Below are 19,499 nucleotides of genomic sequence, written 5' to 3'. Positions count from 1 at the left end.
GGAGGTTTCCGGACGACGGCCGGCACCGGCGGGCGCTCACCGACCCTGACCGCCTCCGAGCGCCAGCGCGGTCAGCGCGGCGTTGACGATGCTCCCCGGCATCAGGTCGTGCAGTTCGTAGAGGTCGGCCACCGTGCCGGACTCGCCGAACCGGTCGACCCCCAACGGCACCGCCGGCACCCCGAGCGCCGAACCGATCCAGGACATCGCGTGCGACGCCGCGTCGTGGACGGTGACCACCGGCGCCCGGGTGCCGAACGCGCAGTGCAACGCACCCGGCAGCTCCGGCAGGGTGGCGGTCCGCACCGACCGGCGCAACGACCGCTGCCAACTCCGGTACAGCCGGTCCAGGCTCGTCACGTCGACCACGTGTGCGGCGATCCCCTCCTCGGCGAGTTCCGCGGCGGCCGCGAGCACCTCGGGCAGCACGGCCCCGGAACCGACCAGGTGCACCAGCGGTGCCGGCGCGAGCCCGTCGCCGCGCAGGTGCGGATACTCCAGGTACGCGTCGACCAGGCGGTACGCGCCGTCGAGCACCTGCCGACGCAACGCCACGTCGCCGATGCGCTGCCGGGCGGCCTCGTACGGCTGCTGGTCGATCGGTCGGGTGGTGAGCCGGAAGTAGTAGCTGCCCTCCCCGTCGCCGGATGCGTCGGTCCCGCCGTCACCGGTCGGCTGCGCCGCCGCGCCGACGCGGTGCAGCGCGTCGCAGAGCAGCCAGTCGAGCGCGCCCGCGTAGGCGGGCTCGACGAAGGTGACGTTCGGCAGTTCCAGGCCGACCGAGGGGGTGATGGTGGACTGGTGCGCCCCGCCCTCGGCGGCGAGCGAGACCCCGGACGGGGTGCCGGCCACCACGAACCGCGATCCGGAGTAGGCGCCGTAGACGAAGGCGTCCAGTCCACGCAGGACGAACGGGTCGTAGACCGTGCCCACCGGCAGCAGGCGCTGGCCGGACAAGTGCTCGGCGAGACCGAGTTGGCCCAGCAGCAGGAAGAGGTTCATCTCGGAGATACCGAGTTCGACGTGCTGCCCGGTGGGCCCCTCGCTCCAGCGCAGGATGCCGTCCTCGGTCCAGCTCCGCCGCGCGGTCGGGGCGAACACACCGGTGCGGTTGATGAATCCGGCCAGGTTGGTCGAGGTGGCCACGTCCGGCGCGGTGGTGACCAGGTACGGGGCCACGGTGTCGATCCGGGCGAGGTCGGTCAGGATGCGACCGAACGCCTCCTGGGTGGCGATCGGCCGGCGGGTGCCGACTCCGGTCTGGGCCGGCAGGGCGATCGGCGGTGCGGGGGCGGCGGCGGGTCGGCGCAGCAGCTCGGCGCGTCCGGCGGCCAGGGCCCCGGCAGCGGTTCCCGGGTCGAGGCGGTCCCACTCGGTCTGGGCGGTGAGGCCGAGCTGTGCCCGCAACTCGTCGATCTGCGCGCCGGTCAGCAGGCTGGAGTGGTTGCGCGGATCACCGGCGGTGGGCAGACCCCAGCCCTTGACCGTGTACGCGAACACCACGCTGGGCCGGTCGGTGACCGCGTCGCACTGCGCGTACGCGGACAGCAGCGCCTCGACGTCGTGGCCGCCGAGGTCGCGCACCAACGTCGCGAGGTCCTCGTCGGCCACCTCGGCGAGGACGTCACCGAGTTCGGCCGGCGCCCCCTCGGTCAGCCGGTCGCGCAGGGTCCGGCCGGTGAGGCCGAACATCGACTGGTACTGCTCGTTGGGCATCCGGTCCAGCCAGGCGCGCAGGTGGTGACCGCCGGGGCGGGCGAACGCCGCCTGGAGCCGCCGGCCGTACTTCACCTCCAGCACGTGCCAGCCCGCCGCCTCGAACTGGCCACGCCACTGGTCGATCCGGACCCCGGGGACCACCCGGTCCAGGGACTGCCGGTTGAAGTCGACGAGCCACATCACGTCGCCGAGCCCCTGGGTGGCCGGGTCCGCCACGGCCTCCCAGATGTTGCCCTCGTCGAGTTCGGCGTCGCCCAGGATGGCCACGAAGCGGGACCGGGGACGGGGCCCGAAGTGCGCGTCGACGTACCGGCGGGTGGCGGCGGCGAACAACGGTGCGGCGGCGCCGAGCCCGACCGAGCCGGTGGAGAAGTCGACCCGGTCCGGGTCCTTGGTCCGGGACGGGTACGACTGGAGGCCGCCCCGGCTGCGCAGCCGGGTGAGGTACGCGCGGTCCAGGTCGCCGAGCAGGTACTGGATCGCGTGGAAGACCGGCGCGGCGTGCGGCTTGACCGCCACCCGGTCGTCCGGCCCGAGGTGGGCGAACCAGAGCGCGGTCATCGCCGAGACCAGCGAGGCGCTGGACGCCTGGTGGCCGCCGACCTTCACCCCGTCGAGGTTGGGTCGTTCCCGGTTCGCGGCGTCGACCATCCGGACGGCGAGCCACAGCACCCGGCGCTGGATCTCGTCGAGGTCGGCGTACCCGGGCTCGGCCGGCTCACGGGGTGCGACGGCGGTCGGGGTGGACGGAGGCATGGCAACTCCCAGCGTGGCCGGTGGTCGGTGGTGAGGGGACGGACCGGGCGGCGGTCAGCGGATCAGCGGCCAGCGGGCGAAGCGGTCCGGGCCGATGGCGCGTTCGTGTCGGCGGGCCTGGTCGGCGACGGCGGCGAGTACCTCGTCGGTGTCGATCCGGGTGAACCGTCCACGGTCGTAGAGGATCTCGCCGTCGACCAGGACGGTGTCGACGGTGCGGGCCCCGGCATAGAAGACCAGCCAGTCGACGGGGTCGTCGAAGGCCGGCAGGGACTGGGGCCGGTCGGTGGCGTGGACCACCAGGTCCGCGCGTTTGCCCACCTCGATCGAGCCGACCTCGTCGGACATGCCGAGTGCGCGGGCACCGTGCAGGGTGGACATCTCCAGCACCTGCTCGGCGGTGAGCGTGGGCAGTTCGTCGCGCAGTTCCCGGAAGACCGTCGCCGCGAGGTATGCCTGACGGAACAGGTCACGCGGGCCGGACAGGCCGTCCGAGCCGAGCGCGACCGTGACGCCGTCGGCGACCATCTCCGGGAACCGCCCGTCGCGCAGCGCCCCCTTGGCCCGCCGCAGCGACGCCGACGGGCAGTGCACGACCCGGGTGCCGGTCTCCCGGACCAGGTCCCGCTCGGCGTCGTCGGTCTGGATCATGTGCACGAGGGTGGTGCGCGCGCCGAGCAGACCGAGGTCGCGCAGCCGGGTCACGGGCCGGACGCCGTACCCGGCGAGGCTGGCGTCCACCTCGGCCCGGTCCCACGACTGGTGCATGATCAGCGGTACGTCGTACTCCCCGGCCAGACCGGCGGCGGCGGTCAACAGCGCGTCGCTGTCCAGGCCCATGCCGACCAGGGTCACCGCGGCGCGGACCCGCGCGTCGGGCCGCCACGGGTACCGGTCGAGCTGGTTCCGGAGCCGGGCCAGGCAGGTGTCGGTGTCGGCCGCCACCTCGACCAGCACACCGTCCTGCGGCACGTCGCAGAGGATGTGGCCGGGGATGCCGCGCATCCCCACCGCCGCGATCCCCCGCGCGGTGGCGTCCAGGTGCACCGAGCCGCCGGTGTCGGCGAACAGCGTGGTGCCGCTGGACACCATGTCCATCGCGCTCAGGGTGGCGGCCAACTCCTCGTCGTACGGGGTCTTGCCGAGGTAGGCCACCTCCTCCACGGTCTCCCAGCTCTCGGCGCCCTTGGGCGCGATGCCCCGGACCGTCTCGGTGCCGGTGTGCACGTGCGCGTCGACCAGGCCCGGGTGGACCACGGCGCCGGCCAGGTCCCGTTCCGGCCCGGTGGTCGCCGGACGGAGCCGGTCGGGGCCGACCCAGCGGATCCGGCCGGCGTGCACGACGATCGTGCCGTCGGTGAGGATGCGGCGGCGCGGGTCGAGGGTGACCACGCGCCCGTGGCGCAGCACGAGGTCGGCCGGCACGGGCGCGTCGGTGCCGTCCGGCTGCGGCCCGGTCGTCGACGGGTCAGCCACGGCCCGCTCTCCCCAGGTGCAGGATGGTGCTGCGCACGGTGGAGAACTCCAGCAGCGCGTACGGCGCACCGACCCGGCCGATGCCGCTGCCGCGTCCGGGGTGGCCGCCGAACGGCAGGTGCGTCTCCCAGACGTTGGAGTGGTCGTTGACCACGACGCTGCCGCACGGCAGTGACTGCGCCACCCGGAACGCCCGGTCCAGGTCGGCGGTGAAGACCGCGCCGTTGAGCCCGTACCCGCCGGCGGCGACCAGATCGGCGAGCGCCTCCTCGTCGCGGAACGGGGTGAGCGGGACGACCGGGCCGAAGGTCTCCTCGGTGAACACCAGTGACGCCGGGTCCACCCGGTCGAGCACGCTCAACGGCCAGTACCGGTCGGTGGGGGCGTCGGTCAGCGGCTCGCCGCCGACCACCAGCCGGGCTCCCCGGTCGGTGGCGTCGGCGAGGTGCTCGCGCATGGTGGCACCGGTCTGCGCCAGGTGCAGTGGGCCGAAGGCCGCGTCGGTGTCCTCCGGTGCGCCGACCCGACGCTCGGCGGCCACCGCCGCGACGGCGTCGAGTACCTGCCGGTAGCGGCCCTGTTGGACCAGGACCCGCTCGGTGGCCGCGCAGCTCTGCCCGGAACAGAACGTGGCGGCGGTGACGACGGCCTCGGCCACCTGGTACGGGTCGGCGTCGTCGAAGACCACGGTGGGGCCGTTGCCGCCGAGTTCGAGCAGCAGCCGACGCATCCCACCGGTCGCGGCGATACGGTGCCCGACCGTGCTGCTGCCGGTGAACCCGACGGCCGCCAGGCCCTGGTGGGCGGCGAGTGCCGCACCGGTCTGCGGTCCGCCCTCGACCAGGGTGACCGCGCCGTCGGGCCAGCCCGCCTCGACGATCGCGGCGAGCACGTGGGCGCTGCTGCGCAGGGTGCTCTCGGCCCCCTTCCAGACCACCGTGTTGCCCATCGCCAGCGCGGGCCCGAGGTACTCCAGCGGGATGTTGACCGGGAAGTTCCAGGGGGTGATCACGCCGATCACCCCGAGCGGGATCCGGTCGACGAAGACGCGTTTGGCCGGGTCGGACATGGTCGGCGTGCCGTCGTCGAGGCGGCGGGCGTACTCGGCGGTGCTCTCCAGCGCGTGGATGGCGGTGTCCACCTCCGCCTCCGCCTCGGCCCGGACCTTGCCGTGCTCCACCAGGAGATCGGCGACGACCCGGTCCCGGCGGGCCCTCAGTGCACGGGCGGTCGCGATCAGCAGGTCACACCGCTGCCAGCGGGACAGCGCGGCCATCCGGGGCAGTGCCGCCGAGGCGGTGCGTACGGCGGCGTCGACGCCGGCCGGGCCGGCCTCCGCCCATTCGCCGAGGTGTTCCCCGGTCACCGGACTGGACAGCGGGTTGACGGTCATCGTGGCCTCCTGCCGTCGGCGGCGCGGCGCAGCACCCGCCCCGCCGGTCGTGGTGTGGTGGGAAGGAGTTCGCCGTACCCGGCGATCCCGTTGACGAGGACCTGCCGCACGCCGTCGGGCCGTACGGTCGGGTCGTCGCCGCCGTCGTGCAGCGCGGCGAGGTCCACCACGACCAGGTCGGCCCAGTGCCCGGGGACGACCCGGCCCCGCCCGACCAGCCCGAACCGGTCGGCGACGGCGGCGCTCTGTCGGCGGACCGCGTCGGCCAGTCGCTCGGGTCGGTCGGCGGCGGCGCGCAGCGTCCGCACGAAGGTGGCGAAGTTGCGCGGATGCGCGCCCGGCGTGGGGTCGATGACCCATCCGTCGGAGCCGACCATCGCGGCGGGGTGGGTGAGGACCCGGTCGACGTCGTCGGCGGTCATCGCGTCGACCAGCATGGTGGCCCCGGCGGCGTCGTCGGCCAGGATGTCGAGCAGCAGTTCGCCGGGGGTGACGGCGAGCGCGGCGGCGGCCTGCGGCAGCGGGCGTCCGATCACCGGCCGCCACCGGGGCGAGGCGTGCGAGACGACGACCTCGTCGAGGCCGACGTAGCCGCCTCCGGCGGCGAGTTCGGTCAGCAACCGCGCCCGGCCGGTCGGGTCGCGGACCAGCCGACGGATCGCCTCGACGCCGCCGGTGTCGGCCCAGTCGGGCAGCGCGGCGGTCAGCGTCGTCGCGCCGACCGTGTACGGGTACATGTCGACGGTGACGTCGACGCCTGCGGCGCGGGCCCGGTCGATGTGCGCCAGGGTGGTGCGGGTGGATCCCCAGTTCGCCCGTCCCATCGCCTTGAGGTGCGAGATCTGGGTGGCCACGCCGCTGCGCGCGGCCAGGTCGAGGATCTCGTCGACGGCGGCGACGCAGCCGGACCGTTCGTCGCGCAGGTGCACCGCGAGCACCGCACCGGTCGTGGCGGCCAGCGTCGCCACGTCGGTGAGTTCGGTCCGGTCCGCCGCACGGCCGTCGGGGTACGCCAGTCCGAGGCTGACCCCTACCGCGCCCTGGGCAAGTGCCCGGGTGATCGCGTGGCGGACACGTGCCCGGTGCGCCCCGGTGTCCCCGTCGGTGCGGGCGGTGGCCGCCCGTACCGAGCCGTGGCCGATCATCGGCGCGACGTTGACCCGGACTCCGGCGGCGGTGAGCGCGGTGCGGTAGGCGGCCAGGTCCGGCCAGCCGTGCGGCAGGAGCGGGTTGAGGAACCCGCCGCTTGCCGGTAAGGCGTCCGGGTGGCGCACCGGGAAGGGCGAGAAGCCGCAGTTGCCGGTGACGACGGTGGTGACTCCCTGACGCAGCAGCCCGGCCGCGTGCGGCGCGGTCGGCAGGGTGAAGTCGGCGTGCGAGTGCGCGTCGACGGCACCGGGCAGCACGTGCAGGCCACGGCAGTCGACCTCGACGGCGTCGCGGACCCGGCCGGTGGGGCCGAGCCCGTCGATCCGGCCGGCACTGATCCGGACGTCGGTGACCGTGGGCGGACCGCCGGTCCCGTCGACGACGGTGCCGCCGCGCAGCAGCAGGTCCGGGCCGCCGGTCATCGGCCACCGCCGGAGGCGGCCACGGTGACGGTCTCCAGCACCGTGTCACCGTCGACGAAATGCAGGTGGCGGGTGAGGTTGGCGGCGACGCAGGCGTGGTTGGGCACGAAGCGCAGGCGGTCGCCGACGCGGAACCGCCCGGACGGGTCGTCGACGACACCGTGTTCCTCGGAGAGCCAGGACAGCACCGCGCCCCGGTCCGGGTCCTCGCCGTAGCCGTCGAGCACGCTGACGCCGTGCGCGCCGCGATCGAGGCCGAAGACCTTGGAGCCGGCGTCGACGACGGCGCGTCCCGGGCCGGTGCTGACCACGGTGCAGAGGACGGAGAGCGCGCACTGGTCGAGGGTGGCCACGCCGAGGGCGACCTGGGTGCGGTCGAGCAGCGCGTAGTTGCCGGGCCGGGTCTCGGTGACGCCACGGCGGTCTGCGGTGGTGAGGAACGTCGGGGTCGAGCCGACGCTGACCACCTCGCAGGTGGTGCCGGCGGCGCGGAGCGCGGCGGCGGCCCGCCGGACGGCGTCGGCCTCGGACTGGGCGGTCCGGGCCAGGTGGACGGCGTCGCGGGCGGCGTAGGCGTGGCCGGCGTGGGTGAACACCCCGGCGATCCGCAGGCCGGGCCGACCGGTGACCAGGTCCGCCAGGTCGGCGGCGTCGTCCGGCTCCACGCCGCAGCGCCCGAGGCCGCTGTCGACCTCGATCAGCACCTCGATCTCGACGCCGGCGCGGATGGCGGCACCGCTGAGCGCGTGGACGCCGGCCGGGCTGTCCAGCCCGACGAGCATCCGCGCCGGGGTGGTCGTCGAGAGCGCCACCAGGCGGTCCGCCTTCACGGCGGTGACCACCGGGTAGGCGAGCAGGTAGTCGGCCGCGCCGGACGGGCGCAGCGCGTCGAGTTCGTCCAGCTTGGACACGGTGAGTCCGGTGGCCCCGGTGGCGAGCTGCCGGCGGGCTATCTCCACGGTCTTGTGGGTCTTGGCGTGCGGACGCAGCGCCAGCCCGTCCCGGTCGGCGATCTCGGCGCCCCGGCGCAGGTTGGCGTCGAGCCGGGGGACCTCCACCAGTGGCGCGGGGGTGTCGAGATCGGCCAGTCGGCGGGGTACTCGGGTCGAGGTACTCGCTGCGGCGCTCACGCTGGTCGGGCTCCCCTCGTCGGGTGGTTCCGGGCCCTTGTCCGACGGTCCTTGAGGCCCTACTGTGACGTCAGACGCTGTGACTACGAATGCACAGTAGGGTTGAGGCGGGAGGCTGTCAACGGATGGGCGCCGGGACTCGGATCGCAGACTGGATCACCACCGAAAGGTCCACATTTGAAGAGCGTACGCCCGCATCAGCGGCTCTCTTCCGACGCGCTAGCCAGGTCCTTCCGGGAGGCGACACACGCTATTCGCTGGCGATGAATCCGTATCCCGTTTACGTGGAACGCGCCGCCGGAACACGTCTGGAGGACGCCGACGGTCACCGGCTGCTCGACCTGATCTACAACGCGACGTCGCTGATCCACGGCCACGTCCACCCGCAGGTCACCGAGGCCATCCGGGACCAGGCCGGCCGGGCCACCGCCGTGCTCGCCCCCAACACGGTGCAGATCGACCTCGCCGAGGAGCTGTGCGCCCGGGTGCCCTCGCTGGACCGGCTGCGGTTCACCAACTCCGGCACCGAGGCAACCATGATGATGATCAAGACGGCTCGGGCGTACACCGGTCGTGACCTCGTGCTGAAGATGGACGGCTCGTACCACGGCACCTTCGACGGCATGGAGATCAACGCGGCGACCCCCGGCTCCGAACGCGGCGCGCCGTACACCGCCGGGGTGCCGGCGAACCTCGCCGACAACGTGGTCATCGGGTCGTTCAACGACACCGACGGCGTGGTCTCGCTGATCGAGCGGTACGCCGACCGGCTGGCCGCCGTCATCGTCACCCCGATGGCCTCCATCGCCACCTGGATCCCGCCGGCACCCGGCTTCCTCGAGGCCGTCCGGGCAGCCGCCACGGCCCACGGTGTGCTCCTGCTCTTCGACGAGGTCATCGCGTTCCGGGTCGCACCCGGGGGCGCGCAGCAGCGCTACGGCGTCACCCCGGACCTCACCGCCTACGGCAAGGTGATCGGCGGCGGCATGCCGGTCGGCGCGTACGGCGGACGGGTCGACGTGATGGCGGTGACCGACGCGGCCGGTGGGCCCCGGCTGGCACACGCCGGCACGTTCAACGGCAATCCGGTGACCGCCGCCGCAGGGCTGGCCACGCTGCGGCTGCTCGACGCCGACGCGTACCCGCGCCTGGAACGGCTCGGTGAGCGGTTCGCCAGCCGGCTCCGGGGCGCCTTCGCCGACCTGGACCTGGCACTGGAGGTACGCCAGGTCGGTTCGCTGGTCAGCGTCGCCACCACCGAGCGCACCCCGGCAGCCTGGGGTGAGGTCAACGCCGCGATGCGGCTCGCCCTGCTCAACCGGGGGGTGTGCGGCTGGGGGGTGTTCGCGTTGCCGACCGTCTTCGACGACGCCGAGATCGACGAGGCGGTCGAGATCATCCACGACGCGCTGCGGGTTCCGGCGGCGGCGCTGCACGAGGTGCCGGTCGGATGAGCGCGGGACGGATCGTCACCGTGCTGGGCGAGATCGACCCGGCCACGCTCGGCACCACGCTGATGCACGAGCACCTCTACATCCGGCTCTGGGAGATCCCCGGCCGTTTCGACGTCGCCGGCCTGCCCGACGACGACGACCTGCTCGTCGAGGAGCTGACCGCCTTCACCGCACAGGGCGGCAACGCCCTGGTGGAGCTGACCGTGCCCGGCATCGGGCGGGAACCGGCACGGATGGCGGCGCTGGCCCGCCGCACCGGCCTGCACATCGTGATGGGCTGTGGGTGGTACCGGCAGCCCTACTACCCCGCCGCCGAGGACGTCGACCGGCGCAGCGTCGACCAGCTCGCCGACCGGCTGGTCGAGGAGATCCGGCACGGTGCCGACGGGACCGGCGTACGCCCCGGCATCATCGGCGAGATCGGCGCGGACAAGTCGTGGATCTCCGCCCAGGAGGAGCGCTGCCACCGGGCGGCGGCCCGGGCCAGTCGACGGACCGGGCTGGCGATCGCCACCCACTCCGTCGGCAGCGACGTCGGCCTGCACGCCCTCGACCTGTTCGAGGAGGAGGGCGTCGCGCCGGACCGGGTGGTGATCGGCCACGCCGACAGTCATCCGTCGCTCGCCTTCTATCGCACCGCGCTGGACCGGGGCGCCTGGCTGTCCTTCGACAACCTGGGCGCCTTCCCTCCGGCGTACACGGAACGGATCCTGGACGCCGTCGCGACCCTGCTCGGCGAGGGACACCACCGGATCGTGTTCTCCCAGGACGTGTGCAAGCGGGACATGTTCGCGCTGTTCGGCGGCAACGGGTACGGCTACGTGCTGGGCAGTGTCCTGCCGGGCCTGCGCGCCCGGGGTGTCGCCGAGAAGCAGTTGCACCGGCTGACCGTGGAGAACCCCCGCGAGGTGCTCACCGTGGCGGCGGTCGACTAAGAGCGGCACCCGTCCCGTGCGCGGGGCGGGTCACCCGCCCTGTTGCGCCCGACGCCACCGGGCACCGCCGTCGAGCACCACCACGGTGCCGTTGCCGGCGGTGCCGGTGACCAGCTCGACGGCGGCCCGCGCCACCTCGTCCACGTCCACCTCCGCCGCGCCACCGGCGGCCGACCCGCCGGAGTGCCGGGACGCCCACGGGGTGTCCATCCAGCCCGGCGCGATCGCGCTGACCGAGACTCCGGGCGGGGCGACGGCGGCGAGCCCCTGGGTGAAGGCGACCAGCGCCGACTTCGACACGGCGTACGGCAGGCTGCTGCCGGCCGGGTCGAAGGCCGACGTCGACGCCACGTTGAGCACCCGGCCCCAGCCGGTGCGACCCATCGCCGCGAACGTCGCCCGGCAGAGCGCCACCGGGGCGAGCAGGTTGACCCGCAGCAGCGACTCCCACACCTCGTCGTCGGCGGCGTCCAGGTCGTCGAAGGGGATGAAGCGGGTGGTGGCCGCGTTGTTGACCAGGATCTCGACCGGACCGAGGGCCGCCGTCACCGCGTCGACCAGGCGGGGCGCGGCGGCCCGGTCGGACAGGTCGGCGCCGACGGCGACCGCCTCGGCACCGGCCGCCCGGACCGCCGCCACCGTCTGCTCCGCGCCCCGCGCCGAGCTGGCGTAGTGCACCGCCACCCGGGCGCCGGCCAGCCCGAGCCGCACCGCGACGGCCCGGCCGAGTCCGCTGCCGGCGCCGGTGACCAGGGCCACCCGGCCGGTCAGCGTCGCGTCTGCCATGCGTCGATCCCCTCCAACAGTCGGTCGATGTCGTCGTCGTCGTTGAACCCGTGCGGGTCGACCCGCACCCGGCCGGACGGGTATCCCCACACGTCCACGCCGTGCTCACGCAGGTGACCGGCGAGCGCGGGGGCGTCGTCGACGGCGAACGCGACCACGCCGGCCCGCCACCGCGGCTGCGCCGGGGTGAGGACCGTCAGGCCCCGTCGGGCCAGCCCGTCGACGACCCGCCCCACCAGGTGTGTCACCCGGTCGGCGATGGTGTCGACGCCGGCGGCGCGGACCAGCCGGATCCCGGCGGTGGCCGCCGCGAGCAGCGGCAGCGCGGCCAACCCCACCTCGGTGCCGGCCGCGCCGGACGGTACCGGTGGGAGTTCGGTGAGCTGGTACGAATCCGCGATCCGGGCGCTGACGTAGCCGACGTCCAGCGGCGTGCCGGTGGCGGCGGCCTCCCGGACCGCGAGGAAACCGATCCCGGGCGGGCCGAGCAGCCACTTCATCGCGGTGCTGACCAGCGCGTCGATCCCGTCGCGGGCCATGTCGACCGGCACCACGCCGGTGGACTGCGCGGCGTCGACGAACAACCGCATCCCCCGGTCGGCGCAGAGACCGGCCAGGTCCGCCAGGTCGTGCCGGTAGCCGTCGAGCGCGGCCACGTGGGAGACGGCGAGACAGCTCGTACCCGGATCGGTGAGTGCGGCGAAGGCGTCCACCGCCGCCTCGTCCGGTGCCCGGCGGACCAGCCGGACCCGCAGGCCGTGGCGGAGCGCGGCCCAGGCCATCGTCGGGTACGTGGTGTCGTCGACCAGCACCGTCGAGCCGGCCGGCAGGCCCAGCAGCCGCAGTGCCAGGTTCGTCGCGCGGGAGGTGTTCTCGGTGATCGCGACCTCCGCCGGTGCCGCGCCGACCAGAGCGGCGAACTCGGTGCGCAACCGGCCCCAGTCACCGAAGTAGTCGGCGCGGTGCGTCAGCGGGTCGCCCGCCCACCGGTCGACCCAGGTCGCCATCTCGGCGCGTACCGGCTCGGCCAGCGGCGCGATCCCACCACTGAACAGGTACGCCCTGGTCGCCAGCAGCGGGACGGCGGCGCGCAGGGCGGCGAGCCGCTCCCGCTCGGGGTCAGTCATCGGTCCCACCCTCCCGTGCGGTCGCCACGTCGGCTTCGCCGAGGTGCACCACGACGTGTTTGAGTCGGGTGAACTCCTCGAAGCCGTACCGGGACAGGTCGCTGCCGTGGCCGGACTGTTTCACCCCGCCGTGCGGCATCTCCTCCGCGCCGACGCCGAAGGAGTTGACGCAGACCTGACCGACCTCCAGGTCGCGGGCGAACCGCATCGCCCGGCCGACGTCACGCGTGTAGACGGCGGCGGCCAGCCCGTACGGCGAGTCGTTGGCGCGGTGCAGCGCCTCGTCCTCGTCGTCGAAGGGCTGCACGGTCACCACCGGTCCGAAGACCTCCTCGGCGACGATCGGCGCGTCGTCCGGGACACCGGCGAAGACGGTCGGCGCGTAGAACGCCCCGTCGGGCAGCCCGTCCGGGTGCACGATCCGCCCGCCGGTCAGCGGGGTGTGGCCCGCCGCCACGGCGTCCGCCACCAGCGCCGCGACCCGGTCCCGGTTGGCCCGGTCGATCAGCGACCCCTGGTCCACCTCGTGCAGCGGGTCGCCGACGGTCAACCGGGCGGTCCGCCGGGCCAGCGTCTCGGCGAACTGTTCGTAGCGCGAGCGCTGCACCAGGAACCGGGCGGCGGCGGTGCAGTCCTGCCCGGCGTTGAAGAACCCGAGCGAGAGAGCGGCGTCCAGGGCCCGGTCCAGGTCGGCGTCGGCGAACACCACGAGCGGGCTGTTGCCGCCCAGTTCCAGATGGGTACGCGCGACGTGCCGGGCCGCCGCCGCTTGCACCCGTCGGCCGGTGGCCGTACCGCCGGTGACCGAGACCAGGTCCACGTCCGGGTGGGCGGCAAGCCGGTGGCCCTCCTCGGCCCCACCGGTCACCACGTTGAGCACCCCGTCGGGCAGGCCGGCGCGGGCGGCGAGCGGCCCCAGCGCCAGCGCGGTCAGCGGGGTCTGCGCGGCGGGCTTGAGCACGATGGAGTTGCCGGCGGCCAGGGCGGGCCCGACCTTCCACGCCGCCATCAGCAGCGGATGGTTCCAGGGCGCGAGTCCGGCCACCACGCCGAGCGGTTCGCGGCGCAGCATGCTGGTGTGCCCGGGGACGTACTCGGCGGCGGCGACACCGTCGAGATGGCGGGCGGCGGTGGCGAACCAGCGCAGCGCGGCGGCGGTGCCCTCGACGTCGACCGCGTGCCGCAGCCGCAGCGGCGACCCGGTCTCGGCGGTCTCGGTCCGGGCCAGTTCCGCGCCGTGTTCCTCGACCAGGTCGGCGAGGCGCAGGAGCACGGCGGCGCGGGCGGCCGGCGAGGTCCGCCGCCAGACCCCGCCGACGTAGCGCTGCCGGGCGACGTCGACGGCCAGGTCCACACCGGCCGTTCCCGGCCCGGCCAGTCGGCGTACCAGTCGGCCGCGCGCCGGGTCGGTGACCGGTTGTTCGGTGTCGCCGCCGTGCCAGGCGCCGTCGATCCAGGCGCCGGTGGCATCGGCGAGGAGGCCGGTCACGGGACCACCACCAGGGTCGGGCCGTCGGCGTCGAGGCCACGGGCCACCGCGGCGGCGAGGTCGGCCGGGTCGTGCGGTTCGGCGTACCGGCACCCGAGCGCGGCGGCCAGCGCCGGGTAGTCGGGGGCGCGCTGCTGGCAGCCGACCGGCCCGGCGCCCTGCTCGTCGAGCAACCGGGCGATCTCGCCGAATCCGCCGTTGCGCCACACGACGGTCACCAGCGGGATCTCCCGTTCGGCGGCGACCAGCAGTTCGGGCATGGTGAACATGAGGCCGCCGTCGCCGACGAGCGCCACGGTGGGCCGTCCCGGGGTGGCCACCGCCGCGCCGATGGCGGCCGGTACCGCGTACCCGAGGGTGCCCAGGCCGGAGGGGTTGAGCCAGCCACGCGGGCCGTGCACCGGGAACAACGGGGTGGCACCGTAGTAGTTGGCACCCGTCGAGTCGACGGCGAGACAGGCGTCGTCGGGCATGGCATGGCGCAGCGCGGCGATCCACGACGCGTACGGCGCACCGAGGGCGGCGGCCTCGGCGTCGAGCCGTCGACGGCAGGTGTCCGCCGACGCGGCGCCGGAGCGGTCCGCCACCGGCAGCCGGTCGGCCAGTTCGGCGAGGACGGTCGCGACGTCGGCGGTGAGGGCGATGTCGGCGGGCAGGTGGCGGCCGATGGCGACCGGGTCGACGTCGATGTGCACGAGTCGGCCGGTCAGCCTCGGCCGGGTGGCCCAGAAGTCGGTCGGGCCGAGTTCGGTGCCGACGGCCAGCACCACGTCCGCGCCGGTGAGCAGGTCCTCGGCGGCACCCTGCGGTACGCCGTACTGCTGGGTGACGATCCCGGCGTGCAGTCGGTGCCGGGCGTCGATGGTGCCCTTGCCGTTGAGCGTGGTCAGCACCGGGGCGTCCAGCCGTTCGGCGAGGCGACGCAGGTCGTCGGCGGCACCGGCCGCTCCCCCACCGGCGACGACCACCGGTCGGCGGGCGTCGGTGAGCAGTGCCACGGTCTCGTCCACGATGCCGGCGTCCGCCGGTGCCGGTCGGCGTTCCGATGCGGTCGGCCCGGTGCGGTCGGGGTCCACCGGGGCGTCCCAGAGGTCCTGCGGCACCTGGACCACCGCCGGTGCGGGGCGTCCCCAGCGGCGGGGTGCCAGGGCGTCACGGACCGCGTGCAGGACGTCCTCGGGTTCGCAGGCCCGGGTGACCCGGTCGGTGACGGCGCGCAGCAACGCGTCCTGGTCGCGCAGTTCGTGGGCGTGGCCGCCCCGGCCGCCGCGCTCGGCGCGGGACAGGTCACCGGCGAGCACCAGGATCGGCACCGCGTCGGAGTACGCCTGGCCGACGGCGGTGGCCACGTTGGCGATGCCGGGGCCGCAGATGACCGAGCAGGCGGCCACCTGCCCGGTCGAGCGGGTGGCGCCGTCGGCCATGAACCCGGCGCCCTGCTCGTGCCGGGCGGTGACGTGGTCGACCCGGGCGGCGTCGAGGGCCCGGTAGAGACCGAGGGTGTGTGTGCCGGGGATGCCGAAGACGCGGGTCACCCCACCGGCGGCCAGAGCCCGCACCACGGCGGTGCCGAGGGTCGTTCCGGGAATCATCGTCACTCCTGCCGAAGGGTTAGACGGTCATGGTTGAGTCGGCCGGCCCAGGCGGCTTGGAATACGTATGCATAGTGCTATGATGCGTTGGCCGCCGTCAAGGCCACCGCACCGCCGAGGTCGCGGGCCCGACCGGCCGATACGGACGCGCGGCCCACTGATGCGATGGATGGCGAGATGACTGGTGGACCCGGTGTCGAGGCACAGCCTCCCGGGCAACGTCGGAAGGTGAGCAGTCACGACATCGCCAAGCTGGCGGGCGTGTCTCAGTCGACGGTCTCCCGGGTGCTCAACAACAACCCCCGGATCACCGCGGTCACCCGCAACCGGGTGATCGCGGCCATGGAACAACTGCGCTACACCCCGAACGCGGCGGCCCGGACGCTCATCACCGGCCGCAGCCATTTGATCGGCCTGGTGGTCTCGAACATCACCAACCCGTTCTATCCGCAGCTCATCGAGGCGATCGTGGCCACCGCCGCCGAGCACGACTACAACGTCGTCCTCGGCAACACCCAGGAGAGCCCGCGCCGGCAGATGGACTACCTGAAGCTGCTGGTGGAGCACCAGGTCGACGGCGCGATCCTCACCTCGGCGTTGCAGAGCGGCGGCGACGACCTGCAACGCGTCATCCGCGCGGGCACCCCGGTCGTGCTGGTCAACCGCACGCTGTCGGGCAGCGCGGTGGACAGCGTGCACATCGACAACCGGCGCGGCGGGGCGATCGCCACGGAGCATCTGATCCGGCTCGGCCACCGCCGGATCGCGTTCGCCGGCGGGCGGGCCGACACCTCGACCAACCAGCTCCGGTTGGAGGGATACCAGCGGGCGATGGCCGAGGTCGGTCTGCACGTCGACCCGGAGCTGGTCGTGCACGGCGACTTCACCCACCTCAGCGGTGGCATCACCGCACACCGGCTGCTGACCGCCGGACAGCCGCCCACGGCGATCGTCTGCGCCGACGACGTCATCGCGCTCGGCTGCATCGACGCCCTGCACGACCGCCGGATCCGGGTGCCGCAGGACGTCGCGGTGGTCGGTTTCGACGACGTGCCGGTGGCGGCGTTGAAGGGGATCGGCCTGACCACGGTCCGCCAACCGGCCCCCGAGATGGGGCGACGCGCCTTCGACCTGCTGATGCACCGCATCGGCGGCGCGGACCGCCAGCGCCCGCCGGTCGAGGAGGTGCTGCCGGCCGAGCTGGTGATCCGGGACACCTGCGGGGCCCGGGCCGGCGGACGCGCCTGACATCACCGCCGGGCCGCCGCCGCCCCGTCGGGCCACCACGGCTCGGCGGCGGCCCGACGGGGCCGAGCGGTACGACCCGGTGCGCTCAACCGGTCCGGGCCGGTTGCGCCGCTGTGGTGATCGCCGCACCGAGCCGCTCGACGATCTGGTCGAGTTGGTCGTCGGTGAGCACGAAGGCCGGTGAGAGCTGGAGGCTGTCGCCGTTGATGACCCGCGTCAGCACGCCCGAGGCCCGGGCCTGCCGCACCACCCGGTCGGGCAGCCCGGGGTCCCGGTCGACGTCCAACGCGACCGCGCCGAGCAGTCCGGCGTGCCGGACCTCGCGGACACCGGGCAACCCGGCCAGCGCCGGCAGCCGGTCGGCGAGGCGCCCGGCCAGCACGGTCACCCGGGGCAGGAGGTCGTCCTCGGTGAGCAGGCGCAGGTTGGCGATCGCGGCGGCGCAGGCCACCGCGTGCCCGGAGTAGGTGTAGCCGTGGCGGAACACGCCCGCCGTGTCGTCGGTGAACGCCTCCCAGACCCGGCGGGCCGCGATCACCCCGCCCAACGGCACGTACCCGGAGGTGACGCCCTTGGCGAACAGCAGCAGGTCCGGCTCGATGCCGTAGCTGGCCGAGGCGAACCAGTCGCCGGTGCGCCCGAAGCCGGTGACGACCTCGTCGGCGACGAGCAGCACACCGGTGCGCCGGCAGATCTCGGCCACCTCGGCCAGGTAGCCGGGTGGCGGCGGGTGTACTCCCCCGGCCCCGATGACGGGTTCCACGAAGAAGGCCGCCACCTGCGCGGCGCCGATCTCGTCGATGGTGCGGCGCAGCGCCTCGGCGTCGTCGTGCGGCACCCGGTGGAAGCCCGGTGCCGCCACCCGGCCGTAGCCGGCACTGTTGGCCGCGATCCCGGCCAGGGCGGTGCCGTGCCCGTGCATGCCGTGGTAGGACAGGTCCCGGGAGATGACGACGCCGCGTTCGGGCTGGCCGCGCAGTGTCCAGAAGCGGCGGACCATCTTCACGGCCGTGTCGACCGCGTCGGAGCCGCCGGAGGTGAGGAAGACCATCGGGTCCGGCATCGGGGCGAGCTCGGCGATCCGGTCGGCCAACGCCAGCGCGGCCGGGTTGGCCATGTCGCCGAAGGTGGAGTAGGCGGCGAGACGACCGGCCTGCTCACCGACGGCGGTGGCGATCCGGGACTGGCCGTGGCCGACGTTGGCGTACCAGAGTCCGGCGGTGGCGTCGAGGTACCAGTTCCCGTCGCTGTCGCGTACCCGCGCACCGTGTCCCTCGACGATGGTCAGTTCGCTGGCGAGCGTGTCGCGAAGGTGGGAGAACGGGTGCCACAGCCGGGAGGTGGTCGGCGGCCGGTCGGCCGCCGAGGGTGGGCGACGACGGGACGGCGTGGTGGTCACGGGCAGGCTCCTTACTGGGCCCGGCGTCACACCGGTCTCGTGCCGGGCGACCGCCCGGGTGCCGGGGCGGACCGTGGACGCGCGGCAGCGCGCCGGGTCCTCGGGCGGCGTGCGGGGCACGAGTGGCGCGAGGCGGCGTGGGGACGGTGGGGGTGGTCGGCCGGGGCGGCCGGCGGTACCGGTCGCCCCGGCGACGGTCAGCCGGCGATGAAGCTCTGGAACCGTTCGTTGACCACGTCGTAGTTGCTGCGGTCGGTGCCGTTGTACGGCTTGTACCAGTAGAAGGAGTCGATCCGGAAGGTGATGTCGTTGGGGACGCCGCCGAGTTCGGGCACGTTGTTGGTGGACGTCGTCCAGTGGTCGGCGAGGGACTTGTCGGCGGCCTCGTAGATCGCCGTCGAGGGGATCGGCTGCCGCCACGCCTCACCGATGCGGGCGCCGATGCTCGGCTCGAACCGGAAGGCGATGCTGGCCATCGAGGCCTTCACGTTCGGCGCGCCCTTCGGTACGGCGAGGAAGTCCACGTGCGCGAGAGCCTGGTTGAGCGTGTACGCGACGGGGGCGCCCTGGTCGATCAGGTCCTCGATGCGCGCGTTGGACATCGCGACCATGGTCGCCTCGCCGGTGGCGAGCAACTGCTGGGCCTCGGTGCCGGAACCCCACCACTTCACCACGTGCGGCTTGATCTGCTCCAGCTTGCGGAAGGCGCGGTCGAAGTCGAGCGGGTACATCTGCTCCGGCGTGACGCCGTCGGCCAGCAACGCGGCCTCGATCACCTTCACCGGCTCGAAGTTCTGCAGGGACCGCTTGCCGGGGAAGCGCTCGACGTCCCAGAAGTCGGCCCAGGACGTCGGGCGCGAGTCCGCGTTCGGGTACGAGTCGAGGTTGTAGGCGAGCACGATGGACGCCTCGGCGTACCCGATCGCCTTGGGCAGTTTGTACTGGTCGTCCATGGTGTCCAGCACGTTCTTCGGGAACAGCGAGTAGTCGATGTCCTCCAGGCAGCAGTCGGCGAACTGCTCGTAGTTGCCGGCGGTGACGCTGAACTGGTCGATGTCGACGCGTCCGGCACCGACCTGGCTCTCGATCCGGTTGTAGATGTCGGTCGACCACGGCACCTCGACGACCTCGACGCCGGTGATCGCGGTGAAGGGTCGCCACACGTGCTCGAACTCGGTGTCGGAGAAGGTACCGCCGAAACCGACGTTGGTGATCTTGCCGCTCAGGTCACCCGTGTTCCACGGGCGTCCCTCGAAGTCGCCGGCGGCCGGCGCGTCCGATCCGGTGTCGCTGCCGCAGGCGGCGAGGAGGGTGACCGCGGCCAGTGCGGCGGCGGCGTGGCGCAGGGCCCGGCCGGTACGGCGGGCGTGGGCATATCGTCCGGTAGGTGGGGTCATGTCGATCGGCTCCATTTCATCGCTGGG

At 73.8% G+C, this 19,499-nt stretch carries 14 protein-coding genes and 1 pseudogene; 3 read left to right on the top strand and 12 right to left on the bottom strand.

The genetic code is table 11. From position 1 onward, the window contains the following. Positions 1 to 36 precede the first annotated feature (36 nt). The 6 genes and pseudogenes from ACFYTT_RS03455 to ACFYTT_RS03430 form a co-directional block, all read right to left on the bottom strand. On the bottom strand, positions 37 to 1,272 hold the full coding sequence (locus ACFYTT_RS03455) for a transketolase C-terminal domain-containing protein (protein WP_387257959.1): 1,236 nt from the start codon (positions 1,270 to 1,272) through the stop codon (positions 37 to 39). 29 nt (positions 1,273 to 1,301) lie between these two features. Further along, positions 1,302 to 2,475: pseudogene (locus ACFYTT_RS03450) on the bottom strand (1-deoxy-D-xylulose-5-phosphate synthase N-terminal domain-containing protein); the annotation flags it as partial. A gap of 54 nt (positions 2,476 to 2,529) precedes the next feature. After that, a complete protein-coding gene (locus tag ACFYTT_RS03445; protein WP_387257508.1) occupies positions 2,530 to 3,951 on the bottom strand; it encodes an amidohydrolase family protein in 1,422 nt (473 codons plus the stop codon). Further along, a complete protein-coding gene (locus tag ACFYTT_RS03440; protein ID WP_387257506.1) occupies positions 3,944 to 5,344 on the bottom strand; it encodes an aldehyde dehydrogenase family protein in 1,401 nt (466 codons plus the stop codon). The genes ACFYTT_RS03445 and ACFYTT_RS03440 overlap by 8 nt, the downstream gene beginning before the upstream one ends. Then, positions 5,341 to 6,915, bottom strand: coding sequence for an amidohydrolase family protein (locus ACFYTT_RS03435; protein WP_387257505.1), 1,575 nt, complete (start codon positions 6,913 to 6,915; stop codon positions 5,341 to 5,343). Before ACFYTT_RS03435 ends, ACFYTT_RS03440 begins: the two co-directional genes overlap by 4 nt. After that, positions 6,912 to 8,045: an alanine racemase gene (locus tag ACFYTT_RS03430; RefSeq protein ID WP_387257503.1), complete on the bottom strand. Its 1,134-nt coding sequence runs from the start codon at positions 8,043 to 8,045 to the stop codon at positions 6,912 to 6,914. Before ACFYTT_RS03430 ends, ACFYTT_RS03435 begins: the two co-directional genes overlap by 4 nt. 89 nt (positions 8,046 to 8,134) lie before the next feature. Here ACFYTT_RS03430 and ACFYTT_RS03425 point away from each other — a divergent pair, with 89 nt between their 5' ends. Together ACFYTT_RS03425 and ACFYTT_RS03420 are read left to right on the top strand one after the other, a co-directional pair. Then, the gene (locus ACFYTT_RS03425; RefSeq protein ID WP_387257501.1) at positions 8,135 to 9,499 is read left to right on the top strand and encodes an aspartate aminotransferase family protein; all 1,365 of its coding nucleotides are present in this window, start codon (positions 8,135 to 8,137) and stop codon (positions 9,497 to 9,499) included. Further along, positions 9,496 to 10,434: a phosphotriesterase gene (locus tag ACFYTT_RS03420; protein ID WP_387257500.1), complete on the top strand. Its 939-nt coding sequence runs from the start codon at positions 9,496 to 9,498 to the stop codon at positions 10,432 to 10,434. Before ACFYTT_RS03425 ends, ACFYTT_RS03420 begins: the two co-directional genes overlap by 4 nt. A gap of 30 nt (positions 10,435 to 10,464) precedes the next feature. Here the strand turns inward: ACFYTT_RS03420 and ACFYTT_RS03415 are convergent, their stop codons facing one another. The 4 genes from ACFYTT_RS03415 to ACFYTT_RS03400 are packed head-to-tail and all read right to left on the bottom strand — an operon-like array spanning position 10,465 to position 15,428. Beyond that, a complete protein-coding gene (locus ACFYTT_RS03415) occupies positions 10,465 to 11,220 on the bottom strand; it encodes an SDR family NAD(P)-dependent oxidoreductase (protein WP_387257499.1) in 756 nt (251 codons plus the stop codon). After that, a complete protein-coding gene (locus ACFYTT_RS03410; protein ID WP_387257497.1) occupies positions 11,202 to 12,347 on the bottom strand; it encodes an aminotransferase class V-fold PLP-dependent enzyme in 1,146 nt (381 codons plus the stop codon). Before ACFYTT_RS03410 ends, ACFYTT_RS03415 begins: the two co-directional genes overlap by 19 nt. Then, positions 12,340 to 13,836 (bottom strand): aldehyde dehydrogenase family protein, encoded by a 1,497-nt coding sequence (locus ACFYTT_RS03405; RefSeq protein WP_387257494.1) that lies wholly within the window; start codon positions 13,834 to 13,836, stop codon positions 12,340 to 12,342. Before ACFYTT_RS03405 ends, ACFYTT_RS03410 begins: the two co-directional genes overlap by 8 nt. After that, positions 13,833 to 15,428: a thiamine pyrophosphate-dependent enzyme gene (locus tag ACFYTT_RS03400; RefSeq protein WP_176093774.1), complete on the bottom strand. Its 1,596-nt coding sequence runs from the start codon at positions 15,426 to 15,428 to the stop codon at positions 13,833 to 13,835. Before ACFYTT_RS03400 ends, ACFYTT_RS03405 begins: the two co-directional genes overlap by 4 nt. Before the next feature lie 228 nt (positions 15,429 to 15,656). Between ACFYTT_RS03400 and ACFYTT_RS03395 the strand changes: the two genes are divergently transcribed. Continuing rightward, positions 15,657 to 16,676 carry a LacI family DNA-binding transcriptional regulator gene (locus tag ACFYTT_RS03395; protein WP_387257490.1) on the top strand — a complete coding sequence of 340 codons (1,020 nt, stop codon included), beginning with the start codon at positions 15,657 to 15,659 and terminating at the stop codon, positions 16,674 to 16,676. An 85-nt stretch (positions 16,677 to 16,761) separates the two neighbouring features. Here ACFYTT_RS03395 and ACFYTT_RS03390 read toward each other — a convergent pair whose 3' ends face one another. Then, positions 16,762 to 18,075, bottom strand: a complete 1,314-nt coding sequence (locus ACFYTT_RS03390; RefSeq protein WP_387257488.1) for an aspartate aminotransferase family protein — start codon at positions 18,073 to 18,075, stop codon at positions 16,762 to 16,764. A gap of 197 nt (positions 18,076 to 18,272) precedes the next feature. Further along, entirely contained in the window at positions 18,273 to 19,472 is a 1,200-nt protein-coding gene (locus ACFYTT_RS03385; RefSeq protein ID WP_176093773.1) for an ABC transporter substrate-binding protein, read from the bottom strand. Positions 19,473 to 19,499: the final 27 nt, after the last annotated feature.

Source organism: Micromonospora sp. NPDC003816, assembly GCF_042874705.1.
Classification (GTDB): Bacteria; Actinomycetota; Actinomycetes; order Mycobacteriales; family Micromonosporaceae; genus Micromonospora.
This window is presented reverse-complemented; position numbering and strand designations above follow the sequence as displayed.

Coding starts and splice junctions, on each gene's coding strand:
- ACFYTT_RS03440 (WP_387257506.1), bottom strand. CDS start 5,344: ATGACCGTCAACCCGCTGTCCAGTCCGGTGACCGGGGAACACCTCGGC.
- ACFYTT_RS03435 (WP_387257505.1), bottom strand. CDS start 6,915: ATGACCGGCGGCCCGGACCTGCTGCTGCGCGGCGGCACCGTCGTCGAC.
- ACFYTT_RS03425 (WP_387257501.1), top strand. CDS start 8,135: ATGCACAGTAGGGTTGAGGCGGGAGGCTGTCAACGGATGGGCGCCGGG.
- ACFYTT_RS03420 (WP_387257500.1), top strand. CDS start 9,496: ATGAGCGCGGGACGGATCGTCACCGTGCTGGGCGAGATCGACCCGGCC.
- ACFYTT_RS03415 (WP_387257499.1), bottom strand. CDS start 11,220: ATGGCAGACGCGACGCTGACCGGCCGGGTGGCCCTGGTCACCGGCGCC.
- ACFYTT_RS03410 (WP_387257497.1), bottom strand. CDS start 12,347: ATGACTGACCCCGAGCGGGAGCGGCTCGCCGCCCTGCGCGCCGCCGTC.
- ACFYTT_RS03400 (WP_176093774.1), bottom strand. CDS start 15,428: ATGATTCCCGGAACGACCCTCGGCACCGCCGTGGTGCGGGCTCTGGCC.
- ACFYTT_RS03385 (WP_176093773.1), bottom strand. CDS start 19,472: ATGACCCCACCTACCGGACGATATGCCCACGCCCGCCGTACCGGCCGG.